Source organism: Prevotella sp. HMSC073D09 (genome assembly GCF_001814145.1).
GTDB classification, from domain to species: domain Bacteria; phylum Bacteroidota; class Bacteroidia; order Bacteroidales; family Bacteroidaceae; genus Prevotella; species Prevotella conceptionensis.
Genome location: NZ_KV815096.1, coordinates 733 through 15241, shown reverse-complemented (window position 1 = coordinate 15241; position 14509 = coordinate 733). Strand labels below are relative to the sequence as shown.

12 protein-coding genes and 4 pseudogenes are annotated in these 14509 nt (G+C 45.4%); 15 read left to right on the top strand and 1 reads right to left on the bottom strand.

All coding sequences use genetic code 11. The annotated features are described in order from the left end of the window. Positions 1-224: 224 nt before the first annotated feature. From HMPREF2955_RS08245 to HMPREF2955_RS08200, 10 genes are all read left to right on the top strand, one after another. Positions 225-1019, top strand: a complete 795-nt coding sequence (locus tag HMPREF2955_RS08245; RefSeq protein ID WP_070722559.1) for a formylglycine-generating enzyme family protein — start codon at positions 225-227, stop codon at positions 1017-1019. A 91-nt stretch (positions 1020-1110) separates the two neighbouring features. Beyond that, entirely contained in the window at positions 1111-1761 is a 651-nt protein-coding gene (locus tag HMPREF2955_RS08240) for a hypothetical protein (RefSeq protein WP_070722556.1), read from the top strand. 261 nt (positions 1762-2022) lie between these two features. Next, positions 2023-3480, top strand: coding sequence for a hypothetical protein (locus HMPREF2955_RS08235; RefSeq protein ID WP_070722555.1), 1458 nt, complete (start codon positions 2023-2025; stop codon positions 3478-3480). 290 nt (positions 3481-3770) lie between these two features. Then, positions 3771-4889, top strand: a complete 1119-nt coding sequence (nusB, locus tag HMPREF2955_RS08230) for a transcription antitermination factor NusB (protein ID WP_070722553.1) — start codon at positions 3771-3773, stop codon at positions 4887-4889. A gap of 51 nt (positions 4890-4940) precedes the next feature. Further along, the gene (gene yajC, locus HMPREF2955_RS08225; protein WP_070722551.1) at positions 4941-5270 is read left to right on the top strand and encodes a preprotein translocase subunit YajC; all 330 of its coding nucleotides are present in this window, start codon (positions 4941-4943) and stop codon (positions 5268-5270) included. A 3-nt stretch (positions 5271-5273) separates the two neighbouring features. Further along, positions 5274-6260 (top strand): CdaR family protein, encoded by a 987-nt coding sequence (locus HMPREF2955_RS08220; RefSeq protein WP_070722549.1) that lies wholly within the window; start codon positions 5274-5276, stop codon positions 6258-6260. A gap of 8 nt (positions 6261-6268) precedes the next feature. Further along, on the top strand, positions 6269-6862 hold the full coding sequence (gene coaE / locus HMPREF2955_RS08215) for a dephospho-CoA kinase (protein WP_083317672.1): 594 nt from the start codon (positions 6269-6271) through the stop codon (positions 6860-6862). A gap of 13 nt (positions 6863-6875) precedes the next feature. Continuing rightward, positions 6876-7325 (top strand): DUF5606 family protein, encoded by a 450-nt coding sequence (locus HMPREF2955_RS08210; protein ID WP_019186899.1) that lies wholly within the window; start codon positions 6876-6878, stop codon positions 7323-7325. A 155-nt stretch (positions 7326-7480) separates the two neighbouring features. Next, positions 7481-8461, top strand: a complete 981-nt coding sequence (locus tag HMPREF2955_RS08205) for a calcium/sodium antiporter (RefSeq protein ID WP_210401294.1) — start codon at positions 7481-7483, stop codon at positions 8459-8461. 101 nt (positions 8462-8562) lie between these two features. Beyond that, positions 8563-9246: a hypothetical protein gene (locus HMPREF2955_RS08200; protein ID WP_070722544.1), complete on the top strand. Its 684-nt coding sequence runs from the start codon at positions 8563-8565 to the stop codon at positions 9244-9246. A gap of 286 nt (positions 9247-9532) precedes the next feature. Here HMPREF2955_RS08200 and HMPREF2955_RS08195 read toward each other — a convergent pair whose 3' ends face one another. After that, positions 9533-10894, bottom strand: a complete 1362-nt coding sequence (locus HMPREF2955_RS08195) for a TrpB-like pyridoxal phosphate-dependent enzyme (RefSeq protein ID WP_070722542.1) — start codon at positions 10892-10894, stop codon at positions 9533-9535. Positions 10895-11353: 459 nt separating this feature from the next. Here HMPREF2955_RS08195 and HMPREF2955_RS08190 point away from each other — a divergent pair, with 459 nt between their 5' ends. The 5 genes and pseudogenes from HMPREF2955_RS08190 to HMPREF2955_RS16855 form a co-directional block, all read left to right on the top strand. Further along, positions 11354-11824: an NUDIX hydrolase gene (locus tag HMPREF2955_RS08190; RefSeq protein WP_070722540.1), complete on the top strand. Its 471-nt coding sequence runs from the start codon at positions 11354-11356 to the stop codon at positions 11822-11824. A gap of 1110 nt (positions 11825-12934) precedes the next feature. Beyond that, positions 12935-13180, top strand: a pseudogene (locus HMPREF2955_RS17160) (conjugal transfer protein TraO); the annotation flags it as partial. Further along, positions 13181-13386 (top strand): annotated as a pseudogene (locus HMPREF2955_RS17155) (TraQ conjugal transfer family protein); the annotation flags it as partial. Positions 13387-13397: 11 nt separating this feature from the next. After that, positions 13398-13914, top strand: a pseudogene (locus HMPREF2955_RS16860) (glycoside hydrolase family protein); the annotation flags it as partial. Positions 13915-14279: 365 nt separating this feature from the next. Further along, positions 14280-14509, top strand: a pseudogene (locus tag HMPREF2955_RS16855) (IS66 family transposase); the annotation flags it as partial.

Below are 14509 nucleotides of genomic sequence, written 5' to 3'. Positions count from 1 at the left end.
CGATTTTTTGCGGCAAGGTGAGCGGTTGGTGGATTTTAAGGGCACTCATAATGTTAAAATTCCAACCAAAAACAAGACAAAACATCATTATTTTCAAACACCAAAATGTGAGTTCTACAAAAAGATTTAATAACTTTGCATGCGCTGGTTAATTCTACAAGCAACAAAAAGAACAAGGAAGGAAAAAACATAAGCAACAACACCGACCATCTAGTAAACAACCAATGCGAACAGACCACAGAAAAATAGTTGAGCAAATTGAACGTAAGTTTGGCGCAAGGCTATCCTACTTGCCCAACAACCACGAGGGGAAGTTTAACTTGCCCCTGTTCGAAGAAAAAGATACGGGTATATTATTTGTTTATATACCTGGTGGAAACTATCGTATGGGCCTTTCTGAAGAGGAACGAGCACATATTCTGAAATTAGCCGAATGCCCCAACATAACGCCAGAAGAGATGCAACCAGTACAAAGGATTAGCCTAAATCCCTTTTTAGTCAGTGCTACCCCCATACTAAACAAGCATATACTGAAATACAACGAACTGTTTAATAAAGACATTGAAGTGGAAGGAACAGAACACGCTCCCTTTTTCTGTGATTATCCATTGGCACAAGCCATTGCAAAGGATTTGCTCGCAGAAATTCCCAATGAAAAGGAATGGGAATATTGCTGTCGCGGCGGCAGCCAGTCTGTTTTCTGTTTTGGAAACACGCTCCCAAACGAAATAGAGTTAGGAAAATGGCTCAGCTGGGATTTTTCTTCATTAAACAAGCTGGCTTGTAACGGCTTTAACTTATACGGACTCTTTATGGGAGAGTGGTGTTCTAATGATTTCACCACTAATTTAGGACATCATGCCGATGTTGTGCAAGGCTCTAAAACCATACGGGGCGGTGGTGCCTACTTTTGGCCTTGGCAAGACGAAGAGTGGATTTATTGCATCTCTGCTTTCAGAATGCCTTCTAAAGACCTTATGGAAAATAAGGCGGCGTTTAGATTGAAAATGAAGATTTAACAACAAAAGAAGAACACGGCCAACAAGAACACTGTTGGGTGTTAGGCCATTCTGCACATAGACGTCTTTAACATAAAATCACCAAGAAACTATGAAATACTTCATCTTATTCATTCTCTTCCTTTTTCCTAGTTTGTCCATATGCGGCCAAACTATCAACAAACAAGCAGAAAAGGGTAAAACCTACGTGCGTTTGGTGGATTTCACGAGGCATCACTTCACCAAGAAGTGGAAGAATACCGCTAATAATGCCGTTTATCAACGCACGGCCACAGCCAACAACAAATACTTCGAGCGGCTTGCAAGCAACCCTCAACGCAAGTTACCCTTGGTGCCACGGAAGGATTTAACTGGCGACGACTACCTTGTGGACTCGGCTTATTACTGCAAGACCATATTCTCCACAAAGAAATATACGCTCAACATATATAAAAGCGGTTCAAAATATAAGGACAAGATGGGCGATGAGATGTTTGCTCCCGTAGATTATTTGGTTTTTGTTACGATGGATAGCCAACAACGCATTGTAGATTATCTAGTATGTTACTACAATGTGCACCGATTATACGAGTCTGCCGAACGTTATTTCTATATGAATAACGGCCATCACATCACCCTTATCAACTTTTATGTCGATGAGATAGACACGTCTTTCAAAGGAATCCAGAAATATCTCATCAACAACCAAGGAAAGTTTGTTTTGCTCAACAAGACAAATGGCCATAAGAGGGTAACCAAGTGAACCCGAAATGACATAATAAGATTTGCCATCAACAGATATTAAGGAGATATTAAGTAGAGGTAAACGAGATTATCAACCCCAATAAGCCAACTACGCTTGCACAATTATTTAGAAATGCTTACCTTTGCTCCACAAAGCTATCGACAGCCATAAATGGCTTTAAAGCATAACCAAACCTACTTGTTCGCACGGATAAGCGGGTTAAGCAATCAACCCAAATCAAAAAAACACGCTGAGTAGTAAAATTCGGACCTATACATTATGATACACGTTAACAAACTTGCCGCAAGCATGGCGGCAACCCTCACGCTGTCTGCCACACTGAGCTGCGCACACAACCAATCGCCAAACCAACAAGAGATGGTAAAAAACCAACAAGAGGTGGTAAAAAACCAACAAGAGATGGTAAAGCACTATTTCGAACAAACGTTGAAAACAAAGCTGAACGCAGAGCTGAACAGCAAGGCGGACTTTGCGCGCAACGCAAACTATTCTACCGACATACAGCAGCAACTGAAAGATAAAGACGTTGCCAACACCAAGAAGATGGTGTGGGCTGCGTGGTGCGAGGCCAATCGCGAGTTACAGGAAGAGAAACTCATCAAGCCCCAAAGTCTACAAAATGGCGGGCAGGGGGCGTGGAACCTGCCACAAGCATTAGAACCAGATGCCGTTATGCCCTACTACTATGGCGCAAAAGGACAGGCCAATGGGCAGTTGCCGCTTTTCTTATACCTACATGGTTCGGGGCCTAAAAAACAAGAATGGCAAACTGGACTGATGCTAGGAAACTCGTTTCAAGACGCCCCTTCGCTTTATTTCATTCCCCAGATACCCAATGAAGGCAACTATTATCGTTGGTGGCAACTAGCTAAGCAGTTTGCTTGGGAAAAGCTTATACGGCAAGCACTTGTTGAGGGAAACGTCGACGCCAATCGCCTTTACGTGTTCGGCATATCCGAAGGAGGTTATGGCAGTCAACGGCTGGCTTCGTTCTATGCAGACTATTGGGCAGCGGCCGGACCGATGGCAGGTGGCGAACCTCTGAAGAACGCACCAGTGGAGAATTGTGCCAACATTGGCTTTTCATTCCTTACGGGAGCCGAAGACACGGGGTTCTACCGCAACATCCTCACGCGCTACACGCAAATGGCTTTCGATTCTGCACAAAAGGCACATCCACTTTCGGCAGACAATCGTCCGCTCTTTCAGCATCGCATCAACCTGCTCGAAAGGATGCAGCACAGCATCAACTATAACCTAACAACTCCGTGGCTTAAAGATTTCATCCGAAACCCATATCCCAAAACTGTTCTTTGGGAAGACTTTGAGATGGACGGCCGCCACCGTTCGGGGTTCTACAACTTGCAGGTTCTTATGCGACCATCGGAGCAACGCACCTATTATGAAATGACGATTAAGGACAATGTCATTACGATGAACATCAACGATGTGGAATACACCACCATTGAGAAAGACCAACGATGGGGTATCGAAATGAAGTTCAACCGTTCGTACAAGCAGTCTAAGGGAGGCAAACTGCGCATATACCTTAACGAACAGCTTGTAGACATGAGCAAGGCGGTAACCCTCATCGTAAATGGTAAGCAACTTTACCGCGGTAATGTTAAGCCCACCTTGCAAGATATGATTAACAGCTGCATGGAATACTTCGACCCATATAGAATATTCCCTACCTCTATTGAGGTGAGTTATTAACCCCGTAACGGCATTTAAAGAGGCTAAATCATCGGGAAAAGCACAACTTTTAAGCGCTTTTCCCGATGACAACATATTTTATCAGCAGATGTTTTTTGCAAATTTGCATCAAAACAAACGAAAAAAGTGCAGGTAAAGCGTTCGCTATTTAGATGTTAACAAAGTTGTTCTAGTTTTCGGAAGGGGTGCTTGTCTGTTATTAAAAAAAGTAGAAAAAGCCCTTTACACTTGCATAATCGTGGGAAAGTTCCTAATTTTGCATAACAATATTATAAAGAAAAACAGGAACGATGATAAATAGGGAATTAATACGTATAAAGATTGTCCAGTTAACCTATGCATACTACCAAAACGGTAATAGAAATATGGATAATGCCGAGAAAGAACTGCTGTTCAGTCTTTCTAAGGCATACGACCTATACAATTACCTGCTGGCGTTGATAGTGGCAATCACACGTGAAGAGAGACATCGTGTAGACATCGCGACACAACAAGCGCAGCGCGAAGGCACAGAGGTGCCCTCGGCAAAGTTCGCGTACAATAAGTTTGCTACGCAATTGGAAGAGAACAAGCAACTGAACGACTTCATGGAGACGCTGAAACAGCGCTGGGAAGACGACATCGAGTCGGTTAGAAAACTCTGCAACCAAATAGAACAGTCGGAAACCTACCGCGAATATATGGAAAGCGGAAACGACGACTATGAGGAAGACCGCGAATTGTGGCGCAAGCTGTATAAGCAACTTGTGCAAAACAATGTGGACCTCGACGCCCTGCTCGAAGAGAAAAGCTTGTATTGGAACGACGACAAAGAGATTGTAGATACCTTTGTGTTGAAAACCATCAAACGTTTCGACCCTGCCAACAAAGCCAAGCAAGAGTTGCTGCCCGAATATAAGGATGAGGAAGACAAGGATTTCGCCCGAAAGCTATTCAGATCGACCATTCTTAATGGCGAACAATATCAGCGATACATGAGCGAAAACTCGCGAAATTGGGACTTTTCACGACTGGCTTACATGGACGTGGTTATCATGCAGATTGCCATTGCCGAGATGCTCAACTTCCCCAACATACCCGTAAGCGTTACGATTAACGAGTATGTAGAGTTGGCCAAGCTGTACAGCACGCACCGAAGTGGGGGCTACATCAATGGTATGCTCGACACAATTGCCCGCGGACTGGTTGCACACGGACAGATGATGAAGGCCATGCCCGAACCACGCCCACGCAAACAATTCGACAATGGGCGCAAGAACGGCGAGCATAAGCATGCGCCGCAACCTGCTATGCAGCAAGAAGGTCCTGTGGTTGCTGAAAAGGACGCGCCAATGGAGCCAAGTTCAGATGCCGACAATGGCGCTTTGGAACAGCCCATTGAACCCGAGAGAAACGTAGCAGAGGCCTAAACGAGGTCGCCTCTGCTAGCGCATTAAAAACAACAACTCAACAATTAAAATATGATTTCAACAACAGTATTGGCTGCACAAGCAGCTGCAGGTAATTCTGCCGCCCCCATTTTGATGATGGTGGCCATCTTCGCCATCATGTATTTCTTCATGATTAGGCCGCAACAAAAGAAACAAAAGGCCATACGCAACTTCCAAAACGCACTGCAAGAAGGCACACGCGTTGTTACTAGCGGTGGCGTATATGGCGATGTGAAACGCATCAATATCGAAAGCAACACGGTGGAGTTGGAGATTGCTCGCGGCGTGATTGTTACCGTAGACCGTAACTACGTCTTCGCCGACCCAGTCTCGTTGCAGTCTGTGAACACCAAGAATTAAGCAATGAAACAGCTTCGGCTCTTAAAGATCTTTTCAATAGTCAGGAGCTTCGTGTTCAGTGCAGTGAACAAGGAGTTTCTGATTTTTTTGTTTTTTCTCGCACTTAGTGGGGGCTTTTGGTTGCTCACCGCCCTTAACGAAACGTACGAGAAAGACTTCATCGTGCCCGTTCATCTGGCCAATTTGCCTAAGGATGTGGTGATAACGTCTAACGATGAAGACGTGGTGCGAGTGACTTTAAGAGACAAGGGGTTTGCCATCATGAGCTATCTCTATACCGAACGGCTGCGCCCCATTGTGCTGAACTTCGCCAATTACGCCAACAAGTCGCGCGGAAAGGGCACGATACCTGCTGCCGACATACAGAAACAACTCTATACACAGCTGTCGGGTTCAACCAAGATAGTGGCGGTAAAACCAGAGCGGTTGGAGTTCTTCTTCAACTATGGCCAAAGCAAGCGCGTTCCTATTCGCATAGCAGGAACCATCAAGCCTGGCGACCAACGTTATTTGGCCGACTACAAGTTCTTTCCACAGTTCGTCACGGTGTATGCCAACAATAAGGCATTAGACAGCATAAAAGAAGTGCGTACAGAGGAATTGAACATTACGAACTTCTCGGACACCATCGTCGAAACCGTTGAATTGCACCGTATCGAGGGCGTAAAGATGGTTCCGTATGTGGTTAGACTGGCCCTTTACCCCGATGTGCTTACCGAAGAAAGCGTCGAAGTACCCATTTCGGCCGAGAACTTACCGCCCGACAAGGTGTTGCGCACCTTCCCTTCGAAAGTGAAAGTGCATTTCATCGTGGGAGTTAGCCGTGTGCGCTCTATCACTGCCGACGCTTTCAAGGTGGCCGCCAACTACGCCGAACTGATGGAACACCCTGCCGACAAGTGCACATTGTACTTGCGAAAAGCGCCTCCGGGAGTGCGTAAGGTGCGCTTGGAAATCAATCAAGTGGACTATCTCATCGAACAGAAGTAGACTAATTCATGGATTTTCGGCACCCATCGCCCCACTTGCGCATCGCCCTAACGGGCGGTATCGGCAGCGGAAAATCGTTCGTGGCCCAGCGGTTGCGCGCTCGTGGCATAGAAGTTTTCGATTGCGATGCGTCGGCCAAGCACCTTTTGCGGACTTCGGAGCCGCTAATGGAGAGCTTGCGACAACTTGTGGGCGACCATCTATACGCCGACGGACACTTGCAAAAACAGGTATTAGCTGCCTATCTGCTTGCCTCCGACGAGAACAAGCAACGCATCAACGCCCTTGTACATCCGGCCGTTGCACGCGATTTCGAACAATCGGGCAACCAATGGCTAGAAAGTGCCATCTTCTTCGAAAGCGGGTTCGATGCAAGGGTGAAGGTAGACAAGGTGGTGTGTGTTACCGCTCCGCTTGAAGTGCGCATACAACGAGTGATGCAACGCGATGCACTCCACCGCGCTAAAGCACTGGAATGGATAGAATGCCAATGGCCACAGCAGCGCGTTAGGGCCATGAGCCACTTCGAAATAGTTAACGACGGCGTGAAAGACGTTGACCAACAACTAAACGAGTTATTCATACAACTAACAAAAACATAAACAGAAAAACAACATGTTACAGACAATTCTTTCTATCTCGGGCAAACCTGGGCTATACAAGCTCGTGTCTAGCGGTAAGGCTTCGCTCATCGTCGAGGCTATCGACGAAACCCATAAGCGTATGCCCGCCTTCGCAACAGATCGCGTTACAAGTCTTAGCGACATCGCCATGTACACCGATTCAGAGGACGTTCCCTTGTGGCAAGTGCTTAAAAACCTAGGCGAAAAAGAACAACTAAAAGCCTGTTCGCTTAACTATAAGAAGGCTACGAGCCAAGAACTGCGCGACTATTTCGGCGAAGTTCTGCCTGCATTCGACCGCGATCGCGTGCACGACAGCGACATCCGCAAGCTTATTCAATGGTACGACATCTTGGTAAAGAACGGCATTACCAATTTTGAAGAGGCCCTAAAACCTAAGAACGGAGAAGAACAAACCGCAGAACAAGCTGCAGCCGAATAAGGCAAAGCAAGTTTGACAGGCTTGTAAGTGGGTAATTTTGATAGGTATAACTCCCAAACTTACCCACTCACAAGCCTATTCATTCGCCCGTTTATAAACAAACTTACCCACTCAAACATTCATCCACTCACCCCCTTAATCCCCCCCACCCCACCATGCCCCAACTATTTTGTGCCGCTTTGGGCGGCTTTACTGACAACATTTGGCTCAATGTGCTCTTTATACTAGCAGGTATCGTCCTTGTTTTATGGGGAGCCGACAGACTTACAGAAGGAGCCGTAGGCTTGGCCGAGCGCATGAAAGTGTCGCAGATGGTAATCGGACTCACCATTGTGGCGATGGGAACATCCATGCCAGAGTTTTGCGTGAGCCTTGTGTCGGCATTGAAGGGAACGCCCGATTTGGCCGTAGGTAACATCGTTGGCAGCAACATTTTCAATAGTTTGCTCATCGTGGGTGTGGCAGCGATGCTTGCACCGATGACCATATTGAAAACCACCGTGCGTAAAGACATCCCCTTTGCCGTATTGGCTTCGGGTGCACTCTTTCTACTTTGTCTCGACGATTACATCGGCCGTGTAGATGCAGGCTTTCTGCTTATCTTGTTTGTTTTCTTCATGGGCGTCACCCTTACTACGGCAAAACCCGATGCAGGTGCGCAGACAGAAGCGAAGAAACCCATGAAACCCCTTGTGGCAATCGCATGGTTGCTTGTTGGTTTGGTCTGCTTGGTGCTTGGCAGCAACGTCTTTGTAGACAGTGCAACCACTGTGGCACAAGCCATAGGCATTAGCGACGCCGTTATCGGACTGACCATTGTGGCTGGAGGAACGTCACTTCCAGAACTGGCCACTAGTGCTGTGGCTGCCCGTAAGGGCAATAGCGGCATCGCCATTGGCAATGTGTTGGGTTCGAACGTATTCAATATCTTGCTTATCTTGGGCGTAACAGGCGTTATCTCGCCCATGAACATACAAGGAATAGGTTTTGTAGATCTCTCCGTGCTTTTTGGTTCGATGATATTGTTGTGGTTGTTCTCGTTCACGAAGTACACCATCACACGACTCGAAGGCGCCCTCCTCTCATCCATATATATTATATATGTGGGTTATCTTATTGTGCAAGTGGTGAAATAACAAGCAAAAAGCAGCCCATTCTCTTTCTCATTTCTGTACTTTTGACTATCTTTGCGATGTTAACAACTATCTGTTTAATCCATTAAAAGACAATCAAACGTATGAAAAAGAGTTTGTTACTTTCGTTACTACTTACATTTTTGTGTGCGTTCAGCGTATCTGCAAAAAAGTCGAGCAACATTAAATGCGAACTAATTCTAAACGACGGCAAGAAGGTAGAAGGCTGGTTGGTGAAAGAAAAGAGCGCATCTTATGGACCATACATGGTTAAGAATGCCACCGATGTTGTTGTTGCGTCTTCGGCCGAAAGCAAAGACGGAACCAACTACAATGCCGACGACGTTAAAGAAATGAAACTTACCGACGAGGCAAGTGGCGAAAGCTTGGTGTATAAGTCGCTGCATGCCGTGAAATCTTTCACTATGCCCAAGAGCATGAGCCCCTCGCCTAAGCGGTATTTTTGGCTAGTTATGTACGAGGGAAAGAAGGTTACGGGTTACATCTCTACGGCTACTACTCGCGTTATAACAGGTGTTAGAAGTAGTTTTACCGAACGCTCTTTGCCTTTCAGCTATTCCGTTGATGGCGATAACATTGCCGTTACCTACCATGTACCGATGGGTGGAACGGTGGTAGGCAAGCAAGCCGACTTGAAACGCATGTTCGAACGTTTCCCACAAATGGTGGAATACATCGACAGCAAGGAGTTTGACTTGAAGGCTTTTAAGAAAAATCCGTTTATTTTGCTCGAAAAACTCGACCAGATACTTACATCGGGCAAGTAAGTAATATAACCAAACGCTTGGCTTAGGCAGCTAATTCTCCAAGCCAAGCGTTTGTTTTATCCCATTTATTCTGCTACATGTTGGTTATATCTGCCAACAAACCGAGCTGCGTTTGGAAAGGTTTGTGAACTTCCAAACGTCGTTAACTCATTAACAAGTTATCTTGTCAACTTGTCAACTCGGCAACTTGTCAACATAAAGAAGGACTTGTTAAGCAAGCAAGTTACGTAACCCCGTGGTTAGGGGTGAGTATCTCGCGCGCCCACAAGTCCTATTTAGGGTGTTATTAAACCTCTGGAACCGCTTTAAGGCTTTGTGCAATGCTTTCTTCCGAAAGCGCGTAGTTATGCAAGTCGCCATTGAGGTATTGGTCGTATGCGGTCATGTCCATCAGTCCATGTCCCGACAGCGCAAAGAGTATAACCTTCTCTTCGCCAGTCTGCTTGCATCGTTTCGCTTCGCGTATAACGGCAGCGATAGCGTGGTTACTTTCAGGTGCGGGGATGATACCCTCCGTGCGAGCAAACAGTGTACCCGCTTCAAACGTTTCCAGTTGGGGGATGTCTTCGCCCCGCATCAGCCCATCTTTAAGCAATTGCGACACAATTACACCTGCCCCGTGGTAGCGCAAACCGCCTGCGTGGATGTTAGCTGGCTTAAAGTCGTGGCCCAATGTAAACATCGGTAACAGCGGCGTGTAGCCGGCCTCATCGCCAAAGTCGTACTTAAACTTGCCGCGCGTTAGCTTAGGACAGCTGTCTGGTTCGGCTGCAACGAACTCTGTTTTCTTCCCATCTAAGATGTTATGGCGCATAAAGGGGAATGCCAAACCGCCAAAGTTGCTGCCGCCACCAAAGCAACCTATCACCACATCGGGGTATTCTTCGGCCATGGCCATTTGCTTTTCGGCTTCAAGTCCGATGATGGTTTGGTGCAGCGTAACGTGGTTGAGCACCGAACCGAGGGTGTATTTGCAGTTGGGCGTTGTGGTAGCAAGCTCCACCGCCTCGCTGATAGCCGTACCAAGCGAGCCTTGATGTAGCGGGTCGCGCGTGATAATGTCTTTACCAGCCCTAGTAGACATAGATGGAGAGCCCGTAACGGCCGCGCCAAACGCGCGCATAACCAACGAGCGATAGGGCTTTTGTTGCATCGAAATCTTTACTTGGTAAACGGCAGCCGACAGTCCGTACACACTAGCCGCATAGCTTAGAGCAGCTCCCCACTGGCCTGCGCCCGTCTCGGTGGTTACGTTTGTAACACCCTCTTGCTTGCAATAGTAGCATTGGGGCAAGGCCGAGTTCACCTTATGCGAGCCCAATGGGTTCACACTCTCGTTCTTGAAGTAGATGTGCGCAGGCGTACCTAGCGCCTTTTCTAAGGCGTAAGCGCGTACAAGAGGTGTGGAACGGTAGTATTTATACTTGTCCTGAACCTCTTCGGGGATGTCAATCCACGCGTTCTTCGTGTCCAACTCCTGTTCAGCGCAGGCCTTACAGAAGATGCGGGCAAGGTCGTCTACGCTTACGGGTTGCTTCGTTGCCGGGTTAAGTGGTGGCAAAGGTTTGTTGGGCATGTCGGCCTGTATGTTATACCATTGCTTGGGCAAGTCGCTCTCTTGTAGTAAATACCTTTTTTGTCTACTCATAATTCTTCTGTGTTTAGTTGTTGGTGGCCTCTTTTATGCGCCGCCTGCGTGTAACATATCAAGGCCTGCCTTAGTTCGGCATAGCTCCTTTTGCCCTGCAAACTTATAAAATATCTTCGACAACGGCAAACCTTAGTTCCCTTTTTCGGAGTTTCAGATACATTTCTTTCTCGTATGGTTGCCTATTACAGTTGTTTAATGGGGCGTTCACAAACACCTTGATGCAATAAAATCAGTTAAAAAAGTATAGTATTATTTATAAACGAGTGATGCGCAGCTGGCCGTACATACCTTTTGCCTATCTTTGCAAACGAACGTTTTCAAGCCAAATGAACAATGTTGAGCTTGCTCAAACATTGTCATGGCGAGAATTGGAAATCGCCAACACGGAGCTTTGAGTGAAGTGGAAAGGCAAAACGCACTTTTCGATGAACATAAAAGAACATATAATTTAAGATCATGAAAAAAATTAAGATTTTACCTTTATTGGCCATTGCCTTCTTGGCTATTGCCCCTTTATTTTCGAGTTGTAGCAACAACCATGACGAGATTGTTGACGACTTACCACCCAACACAATGTTTGTTCAATCAAGGGCTTACGCCATTACACGCGCCAAGATTGAGGATAAGGGTGAGCGCATCAAGATTAAACTAAAGTCGAATGTCGACGATATAGACGTGTCTATAACTTATCCCAAAGCGGCATTAGGTCTACGTTTGGACTTGTCGCAGAGTGGTAAATGGGAATTCAACGGAAAGGTTGTAGAAGCCAAAGGCAAGGAACAGGCGCTTGCCGTAGGAAGTTATGTTGCCGTATCCAGATACGACCACAACCATATCTCGCTCTCTTATCATGTAAGATCAATAAGGAGTGGCAATGTCGAGGCTGGAAACTATTCCGGACCAGCGGCTGTTGAGCATGACGATTGATGGACAGACTATTTTGGAAACCCAATTAAGAAGGCTCCAACTCTCATCTAATAACCACAATGGGTATTATCCCAAAGGTTTAATAATGGTTGTGGTGGCTTGCGTATTGGTGAACATTTCACTAAGGGGCAAGCCACCACAAGTGTTTTGTGAGCGTGTGAGTTTATAAGGTTGTGAGTTGTTAAGGTTGTGAGTTGTTGAGCTCGTGAACTATTGAGCTCGTGAGTTTCAGCTTTTTAAGTTTGTATTTTTTTGAGTTTGTAAGTCTGCCAGTTTACGCACGGATAGGCCTATAATTCTTTTAAATCTGCAACTGATAAATTCGTCTACGCCTCAGCTTTTGTAATCTTTTCTGCAAGAATTTTAACATTCCGAGTACCCCTTTTGTGCACCAATCGCTTATCTTGTCGCAAAAAATCGATTCTCGCGAAGGTTTGTTTTGGGGTCGAAAGGGGGTAGTTGTACATGCAGGTAAAATGTATTTTTATTTAAACCGACCGTCACTAGCACCCATTTTGGGACTATTTGCTGCTAAATGTACTGCGATTTGCTGCAAAACGCAGTGCAATATGCCGCTAAATGCAGTGCGTTTTGATGCTAAACACAATGCGTTTTGGTGCTAAACGCAAGGTAAAATGGTGCTAAACGCAGTGTAAAATGCCGTTAAACGGCAGACGAAAAGCATAAATATCCGCAGCAATTGCATAAACAAAACCTTTTATAACCATGAAACACATCACTAAAAAGGGCAAAATAGCTGCTAAAAAGTGGGTTTTTAGGTGGTAAAAGTGGGTATTTGGAGTTGAAAAAATACGGGATGGCAACCAATCTAGAAAGGCAAAATGGTGCTAAATGCAGGTTCTGTTCCTAAAAATAGACAAAACGAAAGGTGTGAAAAGCTAGAAAAAGGGGGTTTCTACCTACTTTGCAACTTGTTTTTTCGCTAGAACGGAGTAGAAATTTGAGCGATATTGTAAAATAAAAGATAAGAATTTAAACTTTTGAGTTTATGAGTTTATGAGTTTGTAAGTTGATGAGCATGTGAGCATGGTGGGAACAACAGCCACAGCACAGGAAAACAATGATGGTGACGGCCTGACACCTGACCGTCCGCTTTCTTCGAGTGAAAAGTTCCTTGCAGCTGACAATTTCGGTATAGGAGTATTATTTTCACGTTATCTAGGGCGTGAGAAACATACCTTTGTTATGGCAGAGTGTGAACAGCAGAATATGCCGTACCGAAGTTATAACGTAAAACTCAAGGATGCTATCTTGCAGGTGGGCTAAATGTACCCGATACTCTCCGACAAAGGTAAGAACATATTTCTCTATGGCGGCATATCTGCCTTGGGTGGAAATGATAATGGTACGGTGTCCAAGCCTAACGACCGCTATCCGCTGACAAAGGATGTGTTCCGCTTGTGTACACCTAATTGTTATCCGACCGCCAGACGATTGATGTATATGTGGAGGATAGTTTCGGTAAGGTTCAGCAGCTTACCTTTAGTTTCAACAACGAGCGTGAGGATAGCAAGGATAAGCCTGCATCTTCACGCCACTAAGAACGTAATTGATGCGAGCGATAAATTCTTTCATTTTACTTTGTGTATTCTACCTGTTCTGTCAGCCTAACCTTGCCCTACGCAGGGTGCGGTTGGCAGACTTGCCCCCTTTCGAGCGTGCGGTAGTCATAGTGACGAGTTGTTAAACGACAGCGAAAAAATACTTTGAGGGTATGCGCAGTTGGAAAGATTATCCATACATTGGGATGGACATCAGCAGCAACCAAGCGAACACTTCACGGCAGACATGACGGAACGGCAAGCGGACTCTCTGCTCCGTGCCGACCCTTGAAAATGCTTTGAACACACTTCAAGAGCTATGGCAAGGATACACTGCTGCTTACCTTGCTTGCCTACAATGTGGGTGTTGGGAGGTAGCTCGGTTACGGCAAGCATCCTAAGAGCCTACTATTGAGGAGGATAGAGGCAGGAGATAGAAATATCTATCAAGAGTATGTATCGTTCTGCCGATATAAGAGAAAAGTTTTGAGAGAATTGGTTAAGCGTAGACAGGTAGAGTTTGCTCTATTGAGACATTTAAACGCAAATATTTTCTTCTTTCTCTTTTTTTTAGTATCTTTGCAAAGATATCATAGGATAGATTATAAACAACTTAAATTTATTACTTAAAAAAATGGATAGTTTCTTGCACTCAATGTACCTACGATTAGATACAACAACTAAGTATCTTGCAAAAAATGCAGAATCACAATTATTAGTGAAAATAATTTTTCAACACGACAATTTAACATTTGAAGAGATTTGTAAGTTTTATAGTAACTATTCAGCGGTATTGACCAGTCCGTATTCTCTCCTCTAAAATCTTCGTATAAAGGCTATAAAGATGCTCGTTTTTCTTGCGTATTTCAGATTTTCTTTGTACCTTTACATCTATGAAAGAGCAAGTTACGGACATATCAAAAGTATTACAAGACATGACGGAAGAGATGCGGTTGTTGCGTGAAACTGTCAACCGGCAGTATTCCGAGATTGTCAAATTGAACCGTAACATAGATGCCCTGAATCTCCAAATCCGCAAGAAAGACAAAGAAATCGAAAGGTTGCTGGAACGCTTGGCCAAGTATGAAAACCCTGATAAGAACTCTAATAACAGCAGCACTCC